Origin of the sequence: Streptomyces hoynatensis (assembly GCF_003626535.1) — a bacterium.
GTDB lineage: Bacteria > Actinomycetota > Actinomycetes > Streptomycetales > Streptomycetaceae > Streptomyces > Streptomyces hoynatensis.
In genome coordinates this window covers 416605-434713 of record NZ_RBAL01000003.1, presented here as the reverse complement: position 1 = coordinate 434713, position 18109 = coordinate 416605, and the positions used below count along the sequence as shown (strand labels likewise).

The 18109-nt window shown below is 76.2% G+C and carries 19 protein-coding genes and 1 pseudogene; 11 read left to right on the top strand and 9 right to left on the bottom strand.

Annotated features, from left to right (window positions below):
* Positions 1-45: 45 nt before the first annotated feature.
* Entirely contained in the window at positions 46-801 is a 756-nt protein-coding gene (locus tag D7294_RS07705) for a maleylpyruvate isomerase family mycothiol-dependent enzyme (protein ID WP_120676912.1), read from the bottom strand.
* Positions 792-1457: a pyridoxine/pyridoxamine 5'-phosphate oxidase gene (locus D7294_RS07700; protein ID WP_120676910.1), complete on the bottom strand. Its 666-nt coding sequence runs from the start codon at positions 1455-1457 to the stop codon at positions 792-794. The genes D7294_RS07705 and D7294_RS07700 overlap by 10 nt, the downstream gene beginning before the upstream one ends.
* 48 nt (positions 1458-1505) lie before the next feature.
* Between D7294_RS07700 and D7294_RS07695 the strand changes: the two genes are divergently transcribed.
* The 4 genes and pseudogenes from D7294_RS07695 to D7294_RS07680 all read left to right on the top strand — a co-directional run bounded on the left by D7294_RS07695 (position 1506) and on the right by D7294_RS07680 (position 5541).
* Positions 1506-2138, top strand: a complete 633-nt coding sequence (locus tag D7294_RS07695; RefSeq protein ID WP_120676908.1) for a CGNR zinc finger domain-containing protein — start codon at positions 1506-1508, stop codon at positions 2136-2138.
* Between the two features lie 165 nt (positions 2139-2303).
* Positions 2304-3398: an LLM class flavin-dependent oxidoreductase gene (locus D7294_RS07690; RefSeq protein WP_120677143.1), complete on the top strand. Its 1095-nt coding sequence runs from the start codon at positions 2304-2306 to the stop codon at positions 3396-3398.
* Positions 3395-4072: pseudogene (locus D7294_RS32945) on the top strand (CE1759 family FMN reductase); the annotation flags it as partial. The gene D7294_RS07690 and the pseudogene D7294_RS32945, both read left to right, overlap by 4 nt.
* A gap of 428 nt (positions 4073-4500) precedes the next feature.
* The gene (locus D7294_RS07680) at positions 4501-5541 is read left to right on the top strand and encodes an SGNH/GDSL hydrolase family protein (protein ID WP_120676904.1); all 1041 of its coding nucleotides are present in this window, start codon (positions 4501-4503) and stop codon (positions 5539-5541) included.
* Positions 5542-5800: 259 nt separating this feature from the next.
* On the opposite strand, the gene D7294_RS07675 is transcribed toward D7294_RS07680, so the two are convergent.
* Positions 5801-6178, bottom strand: a complete 378-nt coding sequence (locus D7294_RS07675; protein ID WP_120676902.1) for a winged helix-turn-helix transcriptional regulator — start codon at positions 6176-6178, stop codon at positions 5801-5803.
* Positions 6179-6328: 150 nt separating this feature from the next.
* Here D7294_RS07675 and D7294_RS07670 point away from each other — a divergent pair, with 150 nt between their 5' ends.
* The gene (locus D7294_RS07670; RefSeq protein ID WP_120676900.1) at positions 6329-7297 is read left to right on the top strand and encodes an NADP-dependent oxidoreductase; all 969 of its coding nucleotides are present in this window, start codon (positions 6329-6331) and stop codon (positions 7295-7297) included.
* On the opposite strand, the gene D7294_RS07665 is transcribed toward D7294_RS07670, so the two are convergent.
* Positions 7287-7778, bottom strand: coding sequence for a MarR family winged helix-turn-helix transcriptional regulator (locus D7294_RS07665; protein ID WP_241562174.1), 492 nt, complete (start codon positions 7776-7778; stop codon positions 7287-7289). The genes D7294_RS07670 and D7294_RS07665 overlap by 11 nt on opposite strands.
* A 184-nt stretch (positions 7779-7962) precedes the next feature.
* Here D7294_RS07665 and D7294_RS07660 point away from each other — a divergent pair, with 184 nt between their 5' ends.
* The gene (locus tag D7294_RS07660; protein WP_120676897.1) at positions 7963-8607 is read left to right on the top strand and encodes an MBL fold metallo-hydrolase; all 645 of its coding nucleotides are present in this window, start codon (positions 7963-7965) and stop codon (positions 8605-8607) included.
* Between the two features lie 62 nt (positions 8608-8669).
* On the opposite strand, the gene D7294_RS07655 is transcribed toward D7294_RS07660, so the two are convergent.
* From D7294_RS07655 to D7294_RS33665, 3 genes are all read right to left on the bottom strand, one after another.
* On the bottom strand, positions 8670-9296 hold the full coding sequence (locus D7294_RS07655; protein WP_120677139.1) for a LysE family translocator: 627 nt from the start codon (positions 9294-9296) through the stop codon (positions 8670-8672).
* Between the two features lie 103 nt (positions 9297-9399).
* Positions 9400-10911, bottom strand: a complete 1512-nt coding sequence (locus D7294_RS07650; RefSeq protein ID WP_241562173.1) for an MFS transporter — start codon at positions 10909-10911, stop codon at positions 9400-9402.
* 20 nt (positions 10912-10931) lie between these two features.
* Positions 10932-11057, bottom strand: a complete 126-nt coding sequence (locus D7294_RS33665; RefSeq protein WP_277751073.1) for a hypothetical protein — start codon at positions 11055-11057, stop codon at positions 10932-10934.
* 165 nt (positions 11058-11222) lie between these two features.
* Here D7294_RS33665 and D7294_RS07640 point away from each other — a divergent pair, with 165 nt between their 5' ends.
* Positions 11223-11621, top strand: coding sequence for a DUF4190 domain-containing protein (locus tag D7294_RS07640; protein WP_120676894.1), 399 nt, complete (start codon positions 11223-11225; stop codon positions 11619-11621).
* Positions 11622-11743: 122 nt separating this feature from the next.
* Complete coding sequence (locus tag D7294_RS07635) at positions 11744-13078, top strand: TerD family protein (protein WP_120676892.1); 1335 nt, start codon at positions 11744-11746, stop codon at positions 13076-13078.
* Positions 13079-13213: 135 nt separating this feature from the next.
* Here the strand turns inward: D7294_RS07635 and D7294_RS07630 are convergent, their stop codons facing one another.
* Positions 13214-13660, bottom strand: coding sequence for a MarR family transcriptional regulator (locus D7294_RS07630; protein ID WP_120676890.1), 447 nt, complete (start codon positions 13658-13660; stop codon positions 13214-13216).
* A 90-nt stretch (positions 13661-13750) separates the two neighbouring features.
* On the opposite strand from D7294_RS07630, the gene D7294_RS07625 reads away from it, so the two are divergent.
* On the top strand, positions 13751-14230 hold the full coding sequence (locus D7294_RS07625) for a MarR family winged helix-turn-helix transcriptional regulator (RefSeq protein ID WP_120676888.1): 480 nt from the start codon (positions 13751-13753) through the stop codon (positions 14228-14230).
* 22 nt (positions 14231-14252) lie between these two features.
* On the opposite strand, the gene D7294_RS07620 is transcribed toward D7294_RS07625, so the two are convergent.
* On the bottom strand, positions 14253-15470 hold the full coding sequence (locus tag D7294_RS07620; RefSeq protein ID WP_120677135.1) for an erythromycin esterase family protein: 1218 nt from the start codon (positions 15468-15470) through the stop codon (positions 14253-14255).
* A gap of 58 nt (positions 15471-15528) precedes the next feature.
* On the opposite strand from D7294_RS07620, the gene D7294_RS07615 reads away from it, so the two are divergent.
* Positions 15529-16275 carry a TioE family transcriptional regulator gene (locus D7294_RS07615; RefSeq protein ID WP_120676886.1) on the top strand — a complete coding sequence of 249 codons (747 nt, stop codon included), beginning with the start codon at positions 15529-15531 and terminating at the stop codon, positions 16273-16275.
* Positions 16276-16478: 203 nt separating this feature from the next.
* Positions 16479-18068, top strand: a complete 1590-nt coding sequence (locus D7294_RS07610; protein WP_158674583.1) for a phosphodiester glycosidase family protein — start codon at positions 16479-16481, stop codon at positions 18066-18068.
* Positions 18069-18109: the final 41 nt, after the last annotated feature.

The following is an 18109-nucleotide window of genomic DNA, read 5'->3' as shown; positions in this document are numbered from 1 at the left end:
CCGCAGGGGGTGGGGAGCTGAGGGAGGCGGTGCGGGGACGGGGCCTCAGGGCCAGGGGCGGAGTGCGGGGAGGCGCGCCGGGGTGAGGGTGCCGGTGGGGGCGCGGCCGGCGAGCCAGGCCGTCAGGTCCGCCAAGGTGCCGCGCACGGTGAGGAGTTCACCCCTGCGCCCGGATTCCCCGCTCGGCTCCTCCCCGGGCGTCCCGGGCTCCTCCCCGAACGTGCGGCGTTCCCCGCCGTCCGTGGCCACCAGTTCCAGGCGCAGGCCCAGGGGCGCCCGCGGTGCCAGGAAGTCCAGGGCGTGGCCGCAGAACTCCCTGGTCCAGTCGGCCGGCGTCGGCCCGAGCAGCAGGTCGGCCGTGTGGATCTCCACCTCGCGCCACCAGGCGAGCAGCGCGGCCCGCAGGTCCGCGTCGCGGTAGCGGACCCGGCGCGTCCAATCCCCTGGGCCCACCCGGCGCCACTGCCGCTCGGCAGCCGTCAGCGCGGCGGCCACCGCCTCCCGCAGGGCGCCGGCGTCGCGGCGCGCGCCGGCCTCGATCGCCGCGTCGCGGGCCGGCCTGCCGCCGTCGTACACCTCGGCCAGCCGGTCCTCCAGCGCCGCCCTGGCCTGCCCGGCCAGGGCCAGGCAGACGCCTTCGAGGTGGGAGAGGACGTGTGCCCTGCGCCATCCCGGCAGCGCGCTCGGCTCCCGCACGAGGGGGGTGGTCAGGCCGGGCAGCAGCGCGCGCAGCCGCTCGTGGGCCGCGAAGACGGCCTCGCGCACGCGGGTGCAGGACAGGGGCGCGGGCGTCAGGGCCACAGTCGTTCCTTGCTCCAGGAGCCGTCCTGGGCGCGGCGGTAGCGCAGCCGGATGTGGTCGCGATCCGGGGCGCCCTGGAAGAACTCGGCCTCCTCGGCGCGGAGCGTGTACAGGGTCCAGCCGGGGGCGACGAGGTCCGGCTCGCGTGCGACGCGTTCCCTGGCCCCGGCCAGGGCCGCCGCCCGCTCGGCCGGGTCGTGCAGCGGCCGGCTCTGGCGCCCGAGCAGCGCCTCGGCGCGGGCGCCGGGGCCGCGGTCCAGGAAGTCGGCGGCCCCCGCCTCGGCGCTCTCGGCGGCCACGGGCCCGCGCAGCCTGACCTGCCGGCCCAGGTCGGGCCAGTAGAAGGTGGCGGCGGCGTAGGGGCGTTCGGCCAGCGCCGCGCCCTTGGGGCTGGTGCGCTCGGCCGCGAACCGCCAGCCCGCGTCCGGGTCGGGGAGCACGTCCTTGACGATCAGCACCCGGGCCGCGGGGTTGCCGTCCCGCCCCGCGGTGGCCAGGGACATGGCGTGCGGCTCGGGCACCTTCGCCTCGACGGCCTCCAGCAGCCATGCGGTGAACAGTGCGGCGGGTCCCGCGGGGGCGGCGGCGGCGTCGAACTCCGGCAACTCGCCCGTGAACACCTCAAGTCGGCGCAGCAGCGCCCGTAGCTCGGACATGACCTCATCCCTCCCGTTAATGGTTTAGCGCATGTATACCATTAGCTCATGTCCTCCGCAGCCTCCCCCCACCGCCTGGCCCTGGAACTCGCGCTCACCATCCGGCACGACGGCCACGGCGGCGTCGCCGACGATCTGGCCACGGCCGGCGGGCTGGCCGCCTGGCTGCAGGAGCGCGCCGCGCCGCTGGCCGAGGCGGGCGCCCGCGTCCGGCCCGGCTCCCCGCCGGACCGGGCCACCCTCGACGCGGTGCGGGAGCTGCGCGCCGCGGTGCGGGCGCTGTTCGCGCGGGCGGTGCGCCCGGGGCCGCCCAGCCGGGCGGACGCGCACCGGCTGATGTCCCCCGCGCAGGCGCTGGAGCGGCTCAACGCGGCGGTCGCGCGGGTGCCGGTCGTGACCCGCCTCGACTGGCCGGAGGGGGGCGACCCGGTCCTGGGCACCGCCCCGGCCTCCCCCGGCGTGCCGACGGCGGCCGAGTCGCTGACCGCGGCCCTGGCCCGGGACGCGATCGCCTTCCTGGCCGGGCCGGAGCGGGCCCGGCTGCGGGCCTGCCCGGCCCCGCGGTGCGTGCGCTACTTCGTGCAGGACCACCCCCGGCAGGAGTGGTGCAAGCCCTCGTGCGGCAATCGCGCCCGGGTGGCCCGCCACCAGCGGCGCCGCCGGGAGGCCGCCGAGGGGTAGGCCGTGCCGTGCGGATCCCCGTGGCGCCGCGCCGCCCGGGGCACGCCCACGGACCGGTCGGTCCGCGCGGGCGGGGCGGGCAGGGAATAGTGGGAGGTGGCGTCCCGTTGTGGCGGCATAGTTTATTGTTCAACTAACTGGGAGAGTGGGAGTCCGATGACCGGGATGCAGTTCGGGATCTTCACCGTCGGCGACGTCACGCCGGACCCGACCAACGGCACCACCCCGAGCGAGCACGACCGGATCAAGGCGATGGTCGCCCTCGCGCAGAAGGCCGAGGAGGTGGGTCTCGACGTCTTCGCGACCGGCGAGCACCACAATCCGCCGTTCGTCCCCTCCTCCCCCACCACCATGCTCGGCTGGATCGCCGCCCGCACCGAACGGCTGCTGCTGTCCACGGCCACGACGCTCATCACCACCAACGACCCGGTGAAGATCGCCGAGGACTTCGCGGTGCTCCAGCACCTGTCCGACGGGCGGGTCGACCTGATGCTCGGCCGCGGCAACACCGGCCCGGTCTACCCGTGGTTCGGCCAGGACATCAGGGAGGGCATGAACCTCGCCATCGAGAACTACGCGCTGCTGCACCGGCTGTGGCGCGAGGAGGTCGTCGACTGGCAGGGCCGGTTCCGCAGCCCGCTCCAGGGCTTCACCGCCGCGCCGCGCCCGCTGGACGGCGTGCCGCCGTTCGTCTGGCACGGCTCGATCCGCTCCCCCGAGATCGCCGAGCAGGCCGCGTTCTACGGCAACGGCTTCTTCTCGAACCACATCTTCTGGCCCAGGGAGCACACCCGGCGGATGGTCGAGCTGTACCGGACGCGGTTCGCGCACTACGGGCACGGCACGCCGGAGCAGGCGATCGTCGGCCTCGGCGGGCAGGTGTTCATGCGGCGCAACTCCCAGGACGCCGTACGGGAGTTCCGCCCGTACTTCGACAACGCCCCCGTCTACGGCCACGGCCCGTCGCTGGAGGAGTTCGCCGCGCAGACCCCGCTGACGGTCGGCAGCCCGCAGGAGGTCGTGGAGAAGACGCTGAGCTTCCGCGAGTACGTGGGCGACTACCAGCGGCAGTTGTTCCTCGTCGACCACGCGGGACTGCCGCTGAAGACCGTGCTGGAGCAGATCGACATGCTGGGCGAGGAGGTCGTGCCGGTGCTGCGCGAGGAGTTCGCCAGGAACCGCCCGGCCACCGTGCCCGACGCCCCCACCCACGCCTCGCTGCTCGCGGCGCGGCGCGCGGCCGAGGTGAGCGCGCCGTGAGGATCGCCGTCGTCTCGGCGGGGCTGAGCGTTCCCTCCGCCACCCGGCTGCTCGCCGAGCGCCTCGCCGCCGCCACCGTGGAACGCACCGGCGCCGAGCCGCGGTTCGTCGAGCTCAGGGAGCTGGCCGTCGCCATCGCCCACCACCTGACCAGCGGCTTCCCCGGCCCGCGGCTGGCCGAGGCGATCGAGGAGGTCACGGGAGCGGACGGGCTGATCGCGGTCACGCCGGTGTTCTCGGCCTCCTACAGCGGGCTCTTCAAGTCCTTCTTCGACCTCCTGGAACCCGAGGCGCTGGCCGGCAAGCCGGTGCTGATCGCGGCGACCGGCGGCACGCCCCGCCACTCCCTGGTGATCGACCACGCCCTGCGGCCGCTGTTCGCGTACGCGCGGGCGATCGTGCCGCCGACCGGGGTGTACGCGGCCTCCCAGGACTGGGGTGCCTCCCGGGCCGCGGCGGCGGACGAACTCGCCGCGCGGATCGAACGCGCGGCGGGGGAGCTGGCCGGCCTGCTCCGCCCCGGGTCCCCGGCCCCGCGCCGCCCCGAGGGGGAACGGGCCGGGGCGGACGGGGCCGGAGCCGTGGTGGACGGGGCCGGGGCCGGGGAGCGCCCGCCTCAGGCGCCGGAACCGGACGGGGAGTTTGTCCCGTTCGCCGAGCGGCTGGCCGCCCTCGGCATCGACGCGCCTCCCGCCCCGGGGGACGCGGCCCGCGGCCCGGGGAGCACCCCCGAGGCGGGCGCCCCCACCGCGGGAGGAACGCGGCCGGAGGCGCCGGGCGGCGGCCGGCCGGGACGCTGAGCCGGCGCGGGGCAGCGGAAGGGGGCAGCGGAAGAAGGAGGCGGCGGCGCCCCGGCCGGGACAGCGGCGCTGCGGTGGGCCCGTCCTTCGGGCCGGTCCGGCCGCCGGGCCCCGTCCGCCCGGAGTGCTCCGGGGACCTGCGCGCCGGGGCCTGAGCGTCCGCGTCCTGGCCCGGCCGCGTCACCCCGGGGGTGCCGCGCTCATCATTTCGGGCCATTGGGGCGCGGTTCTCGCGTGCGGGCCCGTGGCGTGCGGAACGGTGCGGTGCGGAAGCTTCCCTTCTTCTCCGTGGGAGACATGTGATGCACCGCGTGAAGTGGTCCAGGGCTGTGGTGGTGGGGGTGTCGGCGCTCGCCGCGGCGCTGCTCCCCGCGGCCCCTCCGGCGGCGGCCGACGATGGCTACGCGTGGGCGGCGCTCGGCGATTCCTACACCGCCGGCCTGTTCGCCGGCGATCCGCAACCTGCCCTGGGCGATGCCGGGCGGGACGGCTGCGACCGCACGGACGGCGCCTACCCCTCCCTGGTGAACCGGGAACTGGACGAGTTCCCGCCCGGCCGGCCGGTGACCTTGACGAACGTCAGCTGCGCGAGCGCCACCGTTCCCCAGATCGCGCGGGAGTCGCAGCGGCCCGCAAGTCCCGTGCAGCCGCCGCGGGGCGATCCGGCGAACTGGCCGCAGGTGCCCGCGCAGGCGGAGCGCGCCGGCCTGGGCGAGGACACCGACGTGATCACCATCGGCGCCGGGGCCGGCAGCCTGCCCCTCGACGAGCTGCTGAGCACCTGCGCCTCCCTGGGCGCCGAAGGGCGTTCCTGCCGGGAGCACTACGAGAATCCGCCCGAGGGCCAGGAGTCCCTCGACGACAGGTTCGCCCGGCTCCAAGGCGAGTACATCGAGATGCTGGCCGAGGTGCACGGGAAGGCCGCACACGCGAGGGTGATCACCGTCGGATACCCGGCGATCTTCCCGCAGGACGCGTCCGGCTGCGCCTTCGGGGACCTCACCCGGTTCGGCACGATCCGCGCCGACGACATCACCTGGCTGCGCGAGGTCCTGGAGCGGACCAACACCACCCTCAGGACGGTCACCGACTTCTTCGGCGACCGCTACGCCGACGCCTACGCCGTCAGCGACGGCCACGACGCCTGCCGGAGCCAGGACGAGCGGTGGATCGAAGGCTTCTGCGGCACCGCCGCCGACTCCTGGCCCACCGCCCTGCCCGGCCTGCCCGCGACCTGCCCGGCCGGCACCCGCGCGACCCTCGCGCACCCCAACACCGCCGGCCACGAGGCCACCGCACAGGTCGTCGAACGCGCCATCCGCATCGCGCTCCTCTCCTCCTGAGGCGCCCGCACACCCGGGTAGCGCGGTGGGGCCGGCCCGGCACCGGCCGGGCCGGTCCTCCGCGTCGCGGGCGGCGATCAGCGAGGACGGCAGGTCCTCGCCCGGCTCCGCCCCGGGGGCGGCACCCGCAGGCCGGCGCGCAGCCCGCCGGGCCCGGTCTCGCGCCCCGGCAGTGCCCGCGCCCGGCAGCTCCTTCCCCCAGGAGCTGCCGGCATCCACGCGTGGTGACGCCCGCTCCGGCGGGCGCCGGGCCACCCGGCTACGGCGCGACCGGCTCCGAGCGGAGGGCCTGGTCGATGTTCTCCTCGGCCCACGAGCGGAGCGCGTTGAGCGGGATGGCGGCGCTGCGCCCCAGCGGGGTGAGGGCGTACTCGACATGCAGGGGAACCGCGGGGTAGACGGTGCGGTCGAGGAGACCGAAGTCCTCCAGGCGGCGGAGCGTCCGGGTCAGCACCTTGGGGCTGACGCCCTGGAGCCGGCGCTGGAGTTCCCCGAAGCGCCGGGGCCCGTCCTCGAGGGCCCCGATGGCCAGAGCGGACCACTTGTTGGCGAGCAGGTCGAGCAGGGGCCGGCAGGGGCACTGGCCGGCGTAGACGTCGTGGTGCGCGTGACGGCCGCTGGGGCAGGTGGTCGTCATGCTCCCTCTCCTCACCCTTCCTCACCAGGTCACTTCCCAAGGGGAAGTACGTGGCCTTGAAGGTAACCATATCCCCGGGGCTAGCGTCGTCGGCGTCAGGGGAAGGGCCGTGAAGGGCCGTTCCACGGGATTCCTTACCGGAGATGACGCATGTCCGCAGACACGATGCGCGCGGTGGTCCAAGACGGTTTCGGCGGCCCGGAGGTGCTGCGGGTCCGGCAGGTGCCGCGCCCGGCGCCGCTGCCCACCGAGGTGCTGGTGCGGGTGCAGGCGGCCGGGGTCAACCCGGTGGACTGGAAGACCCGCTCCGGCACCGGCATGGCCGGGGTGCTGGGCGAGCCGCCGTTCACCCTCGGCTGGGACGTGTCCGGAGTGGTGGAGGAGGTCGGCTTCGGCGTGACCACGCTGAAGGCCGGTGACGAGGTGTACGGCATGCCGTGGTTCCCGCGCGCCGCGAGCGCCTACGCGGAGTATGTGACCGCCCCGGCCCGGCAGTTCGCCCGCAAGCCCGCCACCCTGGACCACGTGCACGCCGCCGCGGTGCCGCTGGCGGCGCTGACCGCCTGGCAGGCCCTGGTCGACACCGCCCACGTCCGGGCCGGCCGGCGCGTCCTGATCACCGCCGCCGCGGGCGGGGTCGGCCACTTCGCGGTCCAGTTCGCCCGGCACCTGGGCGCGCAGGTGATCGCCACCGCAAGCGCGGCCCGGCACGCCTGGCTGAAGGGGCTCGGGGCCGAGGAGACCGTCGACTACACCACCACCCGCTTCGAGGAGGTCACCGCGGCCGTCGACGTCGTCATCGACCTGGTGGGCGATGCCCACGACCGGACCGGCACCCGCGCGGTGCAGGTCCTGCGCCCCGGCGGCCTGCTGGTCGCGGTCCCGGCCGGGGTGTCCCCGGAACTCGCCCGGGCCGCCGAGGCGGCCGGCGTCCGGGTCAGCCCCTTCCTGGTCGAGCCCGACGGTGCCGCGCTGACGACGATCGCCGGCCTGATCGACGCCGGCCAGGTCGCCGTCGAGGTGGCGGAGACCTTCCCGCTCGAACGGGCCGCCGCGGCCCACGTCCGCGGCGAGGCCGGCCGCACCCGGGGCAAGCTGGTGCTCTCCGTCACCGCCTGACCGCGGTGTCGGAATCCCGCGGGGGCCGGGCCTCCCCGGCCTGCAAGCGTGCGGTCAGGCGTGCCAGCAGGGGCAGCGCCGCCGCGAGCGCCTCGCGCTCCCCGGAGTCGAGGACCTCGTCGACGGCCGCGCCGAGCCAGGCCGCACGCCTTCGGCGCTCCTCGGCCAGACGGCTGCTTCCCGCCGGCGTGAGGTGGAGCAGGAGCTTGCGCCCGTCGTCGGGGTGAGCCTCGGCGCGCACCAGGCCCTGACCGACGAGCACCTTGACCGCCTTGGCGGCCGACTGGTGGCTGACCCCCCGCCGGTGCGCGATGTCGGCGGTGGTCAGCGGGCCGCCGCGGTCCAGGTAGCCAAGGACGGCGGCCTCGCCTGGCGGCATCGTGTCGGCCGCGCGCACCGCGCGTACGAGATGCCCGATGGTCAGGCGGAGTTCCTCGGCGAGCCGGTCGCCGTCCGCCGCCCCGCCCCTGCCCACGTCCACGACCGGACTGTACACCGGGGCCGGCAACCGCCGAACGGAGAAGGGAGACGCGACGGTGCGCCCGGGGCCGAGGGGCGCCACGGTGCGCCCCGGCCCGGCGGCCGACGGCGACCAGGTCCGCCCATATCTACAACCAAGGTGTACAGTCTCTCTGTAGATATTCCCCGGGTCGGAGAGGTCCGCCATGAAGCTCACCAAGCATGCCCACGCCTGCGTCACGCTTGAGAAGGACGGCACCCGCCTGGTCATCGACCCCGGCACCTTCACCCCCGAGGCAGCGGAAGCCGTCGCCCGGGCGCAGGCGGTCCTGATCACGCACGAACACGTCGACCACTTCGACGAGGGACTCGTCGCCGAAGCTCTCGAAGCCCGGCCCCGGCTGCGGGTCTATGCGACCGCCGCGGTCGCGGACACCCTCGGCGGCCACGGTGGCCGCGTGCAGGCCGTCGCCGCGGGCGATGCCTTCGGCGTCGGTTCGTTCGCCGTCACCGTCCACGGCCATCGCCACGCGCCGATCCACGCCGACATCCCCTGCCCCGGCAATGTCGGCTACCTCTTCGACGACGGAGCCGTCTACCACCCGGGCGACGCCTACTTCGCGCCGGGCGTCCCCGTGCGCACCCTCCTGCTGCCGACCAGCGGGCCCTGGACGAAGCTCGGTGAGGCCGCCGACTACGTCCGCGCGGTCGGGCCCGAGCGCGTCATCCAGATCCACGAGCTGATGCTCAGCGAGCTCGGCCGGCAGTCCACCGCCCGATTCCTCGGCGAACAGGGCCTGACCGGCATTCCGGTCGAGCTCCTGGCGCCCGGCACCACCGTCCGGCTGTAGAAGGGCTGCGCGGCGGCAGGGGCCCGAGGCCGGGTCCGGGCCGAAGGGGCCTTCGGCGCGGCCTACTTGGGCGTGGCCGCCAGCCGCAGGGCCAGCCCCGCGAACACCGTCCCGCTGAAGAGGTCGAGCGCCCGCGCCACCCGGCGGCTGTGGCGCAGCAGCCCGGCGAGCCTCCCGGCGAGCAGGCCGACCGTCCCGTCGACGCAGAAGCCCATGACGACGATCGTGACGCCGAGGAGCAGGAACTGGCCCGGCACGTGGCCGAGTCCCGGGTCCACGAACTGCGGCAGGAAGGCCACGTTGAACACGATCACCTTCGGGTTGAGCAGGTTGACCAGCGCGCCCCGCAGAAAGGCGCGCCGGCCGCCGGGGCCGGACTCCCCGTCCGCCCCGCCCGGCAGCGAACGGTCGCGGAACGCCCGGAAGGCCAGGTACAGCAGATAGGCCGCGCCGGCCCAGCGCAGCACGTGGTAGAGGGCCGGCAGCGCCGTGAAGAGGGCCGAGAGCCCCAGTGCCGCGGCCACCGCGTGGACGAGCATGGCGCAGGCCACGCCGAACGCGGCCATCACCCCGGCCGAGGGGCCGCCGCGGCCGCCCATCGCCACGATGAACATCATGTCGGGGCCCGGGGTGACGCACAGGACGAAGGCGGCGAGGAGGAACGCCGCGTACAGGGAAGGATCCACCATGGGCACATGCTCGGCGGCGAAGGCCCGGTGCATCCAGTGGGTTTCGGCGGGCGGGACGCGCCCGCGGCGCGCCCCGGCGGCGACGGCGGCGGAACGCCCCGGCTCACCGCGGAACGCCGTCGCGGAGTTCGTCCCCGGCCGCGGGCGCCGCGCTCCCGGCCCGGCCGCCGGGTTTCCCGCGCAGGCCGAAGGCGCCGCCGGGTTTCCCGCGCGGGCCGAAGGCGCCGCCGGGTTTCCCGCGCAGGCCGAAGGCGGAGACGGCCGCTCCCAGGAGCACCATGGCCACCGGGACGAGGAGCGCGGTGCGGTAGGCGTGGAGCACCGCGTCCGGTGAGCCGTCGGTGCCGGCCTCGGCGATCCCGTACACGGCGGTCGCCGCGGAGATCCCGATCGCCGAGCCGAACTGGGTGAACGTGTACAGCAGCCCGCCGGCCAGGCCCTGTTCCGCCTCGGCCACGCTGCCGGTCGCCGCGATGGTGAGCGGACCGTAGGCGAGGGCGAAGGCGGCGCCCGCGAGGAACAGGGCCGGGAACATCGCCGCGTAGGGCCAGTCCTTCCCGACCGGCAGGAAGAGCCCGTAGGCCGCGACGGCCAGCAGGAAGCCGCCGAGGATCACCCGGGCGTTGCCGTGGCGGCGGACCAGGCGCGGGGTGAGGGCCGGCGCCAGCACGGCGTCGCAGCCCATGACGACCAGCGCGAGCGCGGTCCGCAGCGAGGACCAGCCGCGCAGCTCCTGCAGGTAGAGCGTGACGATGAACTGGAAGCCGAAGAACGCGCCCAGGAAGAGCAGCGCGCCGAGGCCGGCCCGCATCATCGTGGCGTTGCGCAGGACTCCCGGCCGGACGAGCGGCGCCGTGGCGCGCCGCTCGATCAGGAGGAACGCCGCGGCCAGCGCGGGCCCGGCGGCGAGCGCGCCGAGCGTGAGGCCCAGGCCCTCGCCGCGGTGTTCGAGCCGGACGATGCCGTAGGCGAACAGCAGCATCGCCGCGGCGGCGCAGCAGGCGCCGGCCAGGTCGTAGCCGCCGGGCACGGGCTCGGGGCGGGCCTCGGCAGGCAGCAGCCTGAGCGCCGCGAGGAGCAGGGCCCCGGCCAGGACGGCCGGGGCGAAGAACACGCAGCGCCAGCCGAGTTCGGTCAGCAGCCCGCCGAGGACGAGGCCGAGCGAGAAGCCGGCGGCGCCGACCCCCGCGAAGACCAGCAGGGCCTTGTCGCGCCGCGGCCCCTCCGGGTGGGAGGTGGTGATGAGGGACATGGCGGCGGGGGTCATGAAGGCCGCCGCCACGCCGGTGGCGAACCGCGCCACCACCAGCATCCAGCCCTCGGTCGCGAGGCCGCCCAGCAGGGAGAAGACCAGGAAGACCGCCAGCCAGGAGACGAACATCCGCCGCCTGCCCAGCAGATCGGCCGCCCGGCCGCCGATCAGGGTGAACCCGGCGTAGCCGAGCACGTAGCCGCTCAGCAGCCACGCCGCGGCGCCGGTGCCGAGTCGGAGGTCGGCGCGGATGGTGGGGAGGGCAACGGCCAGCAGGGCGATGTCGCTGCCCTCGAGGAAGACGGCCCCGCACAGGACGAGCAGCAGCGCCCAGGCCGGTCCGCCGGAGCGGGCCGCGGACACGGCGGACCCGGCATCGCCCCTCACCGGCTGCGGCGCCCGGCGGCGCCCGGCCGGCCGGCGGGGAAGGCCGGCCGCCGCACGTGCGCGGCCGCCTCTCCCCCGCCCGCACACCGCACCGTCGCCTCCCCGGCCTGCGCACTCGCCATGGCCGCGACCGTACTGAGCCGGGGGCGGCCCGGCCAGAGGTTTTCCGCGCCCGGCCGCCGCACCCGCCGCCGCACGGGCCGCCCCGGGCCGCCGCCGGCTTCGGGACCCCTCCCGGCGGCGGCGTGGAAACCTGCGGCCAGGTTGTCCGCTGCCGAGGAGGTCTCATGTCCGTGCCGCCCGCCCCGGGTTCGCCCCCCGGAGACGAGGAAGGCGTTCCCGGCTCCCACGCGCCGGTGCCGCCGGCCGCCGGCCCGCCCCCCGCGCCCGGGGCCGTTCCGCAGCCGCCGATGTACGCGGCGCCCGGCCGGCCGGTCTACTACTACGCGCCGCCGCCGCGGACCAACGGGATGGCCATCGCCTCCATGGTGCTGGGCATCGTGTGGATCTACTGGGTGGGCAGCATCCTCGCGCTGATCTTCGGCTACGTGGCGCGCAGGCAGATCCAGGAGCGCCACGAGGGGGGCGGCGGCATGGCCACCGCGGGGATCGTGCTCGGGTGGGTCGGCGTCGGGGTGCTGGCGCTCGTCCTGGTCGTCGCCCTGGCCGCCTACGGCGCCTCCTGAACGGGAGTTCCCCGGCCGCCGCCGGGCCGGGCGGCGGGCCGCCCGCCGTCCCGGGCGCCGCGGGCCTCACCGTTTGTCCACAGGGTGACCGCACTGTCCGCCACCCGTGCGAAGATCTCCACATGAGTGAACTGCCCAAGGGGGCCAATGCGCCTGTTCCCGGCGGCCCGTTGCACGTGGCCGTCGACTGGCAGGCCGGCCCCGGCGTGCCGGACGTGGACGTGTCCGCGCTGCTGCTCGGCGCCTCGGGACGGGTGCGCGGCGACGCGGACTTCGTCTTCTTCAACCAGCGCGAGCACCCCTCGGGCGCCGTGCGCCACCTCGGGAAGTCCGGCGGGGAGGCGGGCGCGCCGACCTCGGACTGGCTGTGGGCCGACCTCGCCGGGGTGGAGGCCGCGGTGGACCGGATCGTCGTCGCCGCCTCGGCCGACGGGGGAACCTTCGGGCAGATACCCGGCCTCGCGGTCCGGGTCGGCACCGTGGACGGCGTCCAGGTCGCCCGGTTCGCGATCGGCGACGCGACGACGGAGACGGCGTTCCTCTTCGGCGAGTTCTACCGCAGGGGCGGCGGCTGGAAGTTCCGGGCGATCGGCCAGGGGTACGACTCGGGACTCGCGGGCCTGGCGCGGGACTTCGGCGTCGCGGTCGACGAGCCGGCTCCCGGGCCCACGGCGCCGGCCGCCCCTCCCCGGCCCGCCGGCCCGGGCCCTGCGGCGCCCTACCCGCCTCCGCCCGCCGCCCCGCCCGCCTTCCCGCAGCCGGGGCCGCACCCGCAGGGCGCGCCCTGGGCGCCCGCGGTTCCGGGGGCCGCGCCGGGTCTCCCGCCGCAGGCACCGGCCTGGCCCGCACCGGCCCCGGTTCCGGTTTCCGCCCTCGCCCCGGGCCTGGAGGATCTCGCGGCCGGCTTCGCGCCCCACGTCCACCAGGGCCGGGGGAACCAGCGCTTCACCTGCCCGCCCGGCCTTCCGCCCGGCCACTGGGTGATGGTCGAGGTCGCCTGCCGCGGCAGCATCTCGGTGGCCGTGCACACCTGCGACGCGTACGGCCGCACCGATGAGGAGGTGCTGGTGACGTACGCCGACGAGGTGCACGCCAGCGGCCTGGCCACCGTCCCGGCCGACCGGCCGCTGAGCCTGCGCGTGGAGGCCGACACCCCGTGGACGGCGCGGGTGCTGCCCGTGGGCCGGGCCCGGCGGCTGACGCACGCGCTCGACGGCGCCGGGCCCGAGTTGCTGGTGTACGAGGGACCCGGCGGGGTGCTGTCCTTCCAGCACCGCGGCGAGTCGAACGTGACGCTCCACCACATCGTGAAGTCCACGGACCCGGACTGGCCGCACGACGAGCAGGAGCTGCTGGTCAACGAGATCGGGCACCTGGACGTCCTCGCCCCGGTGCCCGGGCCCGGGCTGCTGCGCGTGGAGACCGACGGGCCCTGGCGCCTGTCCGTGGGCGGGTAGGCCGCGGCGCTCCCCTGGCCGGGGTGCGCCCCGGCTCCCGCGCGCCCCGCGGGGCGGGCGCGGGCGGGCGGTCACGGGCGGCGGGCCGCCGCCGGGGCGGGCGCGGCGTCGCGCCCGGCGCCCGCCGGGAGGCGGTCACGGGCCGGCGAGTTCCTTATTCGCGCGGGCGAGCACGGTGTTGAGCAGCGCGCCCGCGGCGGCCAGTTCCGCCTCGGGGCGGTCGCCCCACAGGCGGGCGGTCAGCTCCTCGACCCGGGCCGCGACGCGCCGCCGGAAGTCCAGGCCCGCCGCCGTCGGCACGACCGGGCCGCCGTCCGCGAGGACGGTCAGCAGGCCGTGCTCCTCCAGCTCGCGGAGGCGGGCGCGCGCGTCCTCCCCGGTGACCTTGCGCACCTGGGCCAGCCGGCCGGCGAGTGCCCCCTCGTCCAGGGCTCCGCCCGCGGCGATGGCCACGTTGAGCGTGACCCACTGGGGCTCGCCGACCCCGGAGCCGGCGAGCAGCCGCCGCAGTATCGCATTGAGCGCCTTCTCGGTCTCCCCGATCAGCCTGGTGCCGAAGGGGAGTTCGGTCGCGGAAGCCATGACACTCCTCGGAATGATTGACACAACCAACATTGGCCGCGCCAACGATACCTTTCGTTGGGCGTGCCCACAATCCCTACACTGGTGACCATGCCGACGGAGTCCACGAACAAAGAAGCCATGCCCGCACGCGTGCGCGATCTGCCGACGTGGCTGCTCGGCCGGGCGGCCGCGCACTCGCACCGGCTGCTGGCCGCCGGCTTCGCGGAGGCCGGTGCGCACGGCTACCACTACCGGCTGCTCGCGGCCCTGGAGGAGTTCGGCCCGGCCAGCCAGGCCGCGCTCGGGCGGCACGCGGGCATCGACCGCAGCGACGTGGTGGCCGCCCTCAACGAGCTGGCCGGCCTCGGCCACATCCGGCGCACCCCCGACCCCACCGACCGGCGCCGCAACATCGTGTCGATCACGCCGGCCGGCCTGCGGCAGCTGTCCCGGCTCGACGGGGTCCTCGCCCGCGTCCAGGAACGGGTCCTCGCCCCGCTGCCCGAGGCCGACCGCGGTCCGTTCCTGGCGGCGCTGTCCCGCCTGGCCGCGGGTCAGGAGCCGCCGGGCGCCCCCGGGGCGCCCTGAGGGGCCACCCCCCGGCGCGCCGTCAGGGCGCCTGCCCGGCCCGCCCGGCGTCCTTGACGAACACGAGCCCGTCGGTTTCGGCCAGGTGGGCCGGGTCGAGGGGGGCATAGCCGAACCAGGGGGAGACGCGGGCGGCGGGCGGCGCGGCCGCGAGGGCGGCGGCCAGCCGGGGCGCGTCGACGAGGCAGCGCTCCCCGGGCAGCGCGTACAGGAGCCCTTCCACGGTGCCGGGGGGCGGGGTGTCCACGCCCCGGTGCCGGAGCGTGCCGAGGGCCGTGGTCAGGAGGGCGTACCGCGGCCCGAGTTCGGCGCTCACCAGGGCCCCGGCGCTCCACCACTCCACCGGTCCCTCCCAGGTTCCCATCGCGCTCTTCGCCCGCTGGAGATGGGAGTTGTGGGCGTGCACGAGCACCGGGCCCCGGGCGGCGAGGGCGAGGAGGTTGCGGGCCATCATCGCGTCCCGCAGCGCGCACAGCCGCCCCATGCGGGCCGGTGAGGGGTCGGCCATCGCGTGGTGGTAGCGCAGCAGGCCGGTGGCGGTGCGCGCGTACAGGCGGGCCCGTTCCCACTCCTCCCGCGAGCCGGCCGCGATCAGGTGCGGGGTCTGCTCGGCGAGCAGCTCGGCCAGGTCGTCGGCGAGCAGCCGCAGCCGCCCGGCCTCGGCCGAGCGCCCCACGGAGCGCGCCGGGTCCCGCATCGCGGCGGGATCGGTCCACCGGTCGTCGGGGCCGAGCAGGCGGTCGAGCGTCCGCGCGGTGCAGGGCAGCAGGCCGGGGTCTCCCCACGCCGAGAGGTAGCCGTGGAGCGCGGTGAGGGCCTGCCGGGGGCTCTCGGCGCTCTCGATCTCCAGCGGGCCGGCGAAGCCGGCGAAGCGGAGCCGCGCGGACGCGGGGCGGCCCTCGTTGTGGGCGCGCATCCAGCGCACCAGCTCCCGGTTGGCCGGGTGGACGTTGCACCAGGCGTGGCTGAAGCCGCGCTCCATGACCTCGTCGAGGGTGCCCTGGCCCGAGGTGACGTAGTCGTCGACGAGCAGGCCCCGCAGGCAGTCGCTCTCCATTGCGATCGTCAGGAAGCCCTCCTGCTCGGCGAGTTGCCGGAACAGCTCGTTGCGCAGGCCGAGCAGCGCGTCCTCGCCGTGGACGGGCTCGCCGAGGGCCAGGAGACGGGGGCGGGCCGGAAGCAGCCCCAGGACGGCGGAAGCCTCGAAGGCGCGGAGGGTGCCGGTGATGCCGATAGCCATGACCTCCACCGTATCGTTGAAGCCCCAGTGGAAACTTTTCCGCGATATCGTCCGTGACGTGGGACGAAACCTTCAAAGTGGGGGGCGGCTCAGGCCGGTTGACCTGGCGCGCGCGCACGGCCTGTCCACGCAGGCGGTCAGGAACTACGAGGAGGCCGGCATCCTTCCTCCCGCCGCCCGCACCTCCCACGGCTACCGCGTCTACACCCCGCTGCACGCGCGGGCCCTGCGCGCGTTCCTCGCCCTGGTGCCCGGGCACGGCCACCGGACGGCGGCGGCGATCATGCGGGAGGTGAACGCGGGCGCGGTCGAGGAGGCGTTGCGCCTTCTCGACGAGAGCCACGCCCAGCTCCTCGACGACCGGCGCACCCTCCAGGCCGTGGCGGGCGCCCTTCGCGACCTGGCGCCCGGCCCCGCGCCCGCTCCCGACGCGGGGAGGGGGCAGGACGCGGCGCCCGGGCCCGGCCTCTTCATCGGGCCGCTGGCGAGGCGGCTCGGCCTCCGGCCCGCGACGCTGCGCGCCTGGGAGCGGGCCGGGCTGGTGCGCCCGCGCCGGGACCCGCGGACCGGGTACCGGGTGTTCGACGAGGCCGCCGTGCGGGACGCCCGGCTGACCCACCAGCTGCGGCGCGGCGGCTACCCCCTGGAGCAGATCGGCCCGCTGATCGCGCGGGTGCGGACGGCCGGCGGCCTCGAACCGCTGGGGGCCGCGCTGGCCGACTGGCGCGCCCGGCTCTCCGCCCGCGGCCGGGCGATGCTGGCCGGGGCCGCGGAGCTGGAGGGGTATCTCCGCGCGCGCGGCTGAGCGGCGTGGCCGCCGGCCGCGAACGGCCCCCGGGTACCCGGCGGCCGGGGCGGGGCGGCGGCACGGGGTTCCCCTTTCCCTTCCCGGGAGAGGTGGCGGCGTTCACCCGAAGGCGGGGAAAGCTCCACACGGTCAACGCGTGGCGGCCATGCACGGGCCGTTGAATCCCCGGGTCCTCACACCTCATGGAGGGAGCACCGCACATGATCGGCAGACTCCGCCGGGCCGCGCTCGCCGTGGCCGCCCTGACCGCCGTGACGATCGCGACGCCGGCCGCCGCGGCAGGCGAAGTCCCCCAGGGCGACGGCGCCTCGTTCTTCGGCGGCTCGCTGCCGCTGAGCGCCGCCCCGGAAACCACCCGGCTCGCGCCGGGCGTCACCCTCACCTCGCTCCGGCTCGGCGAGCGGAACGCCGACGACCACTGGACCGTGCACGTCTACCTGCCCGCGGAGCCGGACGGCCCCTTCGGGACCGCGAACACCGGACTCGGGCCCCGCGCCACCGCGGACCGGGTGGCCGGCGCGCTGCGCGACGCCGGCTTCGACCCGCGCGTCGAGCAGGTGACCAGCCCGCAGTGGGCCGACCGCCCGGCCGGCACGCTGGGCTGGATCGTGCGCATCGGCAGCTGGTCCGACCAGGCCGAGGCGACGGCGATGCTCAACCGCGTCAAGGCGGCCGGGTTCACCGGCCAGGCCCGCTGGACCGCGCAGGACGGCACCGACCCGCAGGCGCCGCAGCAGGTGCACGTGGTGCGGGTGGACTTCCGGCAGTTCACCGGCACGGTCGGCACCGACTACGGGCCCACCGTGAACGGGACCGAGCCGCTGACCGAGCTGGCCACGGCGGCCGGTGCGCTGGCCGGCATCAACGCCCAGTGGTTCTACAACGGCGCGCCCGCCGGGCTGTTCGTCCAGGACGGGAAGATCCTCGGCTCCGCGACGCAGGGCCGTGGCGGCATCCGGATCACCGGCGGCGGCCGGCACGTCGACGTGGACACCTACACCGCGCACCTGACGCTGCGGGCCGGGGGTGCCACCGCGGAGATCGACGGCGTCAACCGGATTCCCGGCGTCGTCCCCAACTGCGGCGGCGTCGGCGGCGACCAGCCGACCGAGCGGCCCCAGCACGACCTGACCTGCACCGACAGCAGCGAACTCGTCGAGTTCACCCCCGAGTACGGCACCGTGCCCGGCGGCGCGGGCGCCGAGGTGGTGCTCGACCGTCACGGCAGGGTGACCGCGGTGCACGCCGAGCGCGGGGCGCGTGTGCCCGAGGGCGGCACCACCGTGCAGGCCATCGGCGAGAGCGCGGACTGGCTGCTCGCGCACGCGCGGGTCGGCGCCCGGCTGGGCATCGAGCGGCGCGTGGAGGACGGCCGCGGCCACCGGGTGCCGCTCACCCCGGACACCACGATCCTCCAGGTCGGGCCCACCCTGGTGCGGGACGGCAGGATCTCGGTCGACGCGGTGGCGGACGGCCTCGTCCACGAGGGCACGGACCTGACGTTCACCTACAACTGGGCGGTGCGGAGCAACCCGCGCTCGATGATCGGCGTCGACGGCCGGGGCCGGCTGCTGCTGGTGGCCCTGGACGGCAGGCAGGCAGGGTACAGCGAGGGGCTCGGCGTCTCGGAGGCCGCCGAGCTGATGCAGCTGCTTGGCGCCCGGGAGGCGCTCAACCTCGACGGCGGCGGCTCCACCGTGATGACCGCGGCCGGGCTCGGCATCGTGAACCGGCCCTCGGACGCGACCGGCGAGCGCAGCCTGGGCAACGTCCTGCTGGTGCGCCCCTGAGCCGTCCGCCCGGGTGGGGGCCCGGCGGCAGTCCGCGGGGA

Bases quoted from the DNA above. Each gene is read 5' to 3' on its own strand.
- D7294_RS33665 (WP_277751073.1), bottom strand. From the start codon at position 11,057: ATGGCGAGTGCGCAGGCCGGGGAGGCGACGGTGCGGTGTGCGGGCGGG.
- D7294_RS07695 (WP_120676908.1), top strand. From the start codon at position 1,506: ATGTCCTCCGCAGCCTCCCCCCACCGCCTGGCCCTGGAACTCGCGCTC.
- D7294_RS07660 (WP_120676897.1), top strand. From the start codon at position 7,963: ATGAAGCTCACCAAGCATGCCCACGCCTGCGTCACGCTTGAGAAGGAC.
- D7294_RS07700 (WP_120676910.1), bottom strand. From the start codon at position 1,457: ATGTCCGAGCTACGGGCGCTGCTGCGCCGACTTGAGGTGTTCACGGGC.
- D7294_RS07635 (WP_120676892.1), top strand. From the start codon at position 11,744: ATGAGTGAACTGCCCAAGGGGGCCAATGCGCCTGTTCCCGGCGGCCCG.
- D7294_RS07670 (WP_120676900.1), top strand. From the start codon at position 6,329: ATGTCCGCAGACACGATGCGCGCGGTGGTCCAAGACGGTTTCGGCGGC.
- D7294_RS07620 (WP_120677135.1), bottom strand. From the start codon at position 15,470: ATGGCTATCGGCATCACCGGCACCCTCCGCGCCTTCGAGGCTTCCGCC.
- D7294_RS07675 (WP_120676902.1), bottom strand. From the start codon at position 6,178: ATGACGACCACCTGCCCCAGCGGCCGTCACGCGCACCACGACGTCTAC.
- D7294_RS07690 (WP_120677143.1), top strand. From the start codon at position 2,304: ATGCAGTTCGGGATCTTCACCGTCGGCGACGTCACGCCGGACCCGACC.
- D7294_RS07655 (WP_120677139.1), bottom strand. From the start codon at position 9,296: ATGGTGGATCCTTCCCTGTACGCGGCGTTCCTCCTCGCCGCCTTCGTC.
- D7294_RS07640 (WP_120676894.1), top strand. From the start codon at position 11,223: ATGTCCGTGCCGCCCGCCCCGGGTTCGCCCCCCGGAGACGAGGAAGGC.
- D7294_RS07680 (WP_120676904.1), top strand. From the start codon at position 4,501: ATGCACCGCGTGAAGTGGTCCAGGGCTGTGGTGGTGGGGGTGTCGGCG.
- D7294_RS07630 (WP_120676890.1), bottom strand. From the start codon at position 13,660: ATGGCTTCCGCGACCGAACTCCCCTTCGGCACCAGGCTGATCGGGGAG.
- D7294_RS07610 (WP_158674583.1), top strand. From the start codon at position 16,479: ATGATCGGCAGACTCCGCCGGGCCGCGCTCGCCGTGGCCGCCCTGACC.
- D7294_RS07625 (WP_120676888.1), top strand. From the start codon at position 13,751: ATGCCGACGGAGTCCACGAACAAAGAAGCCATGCCCGCACGCGTGCGC.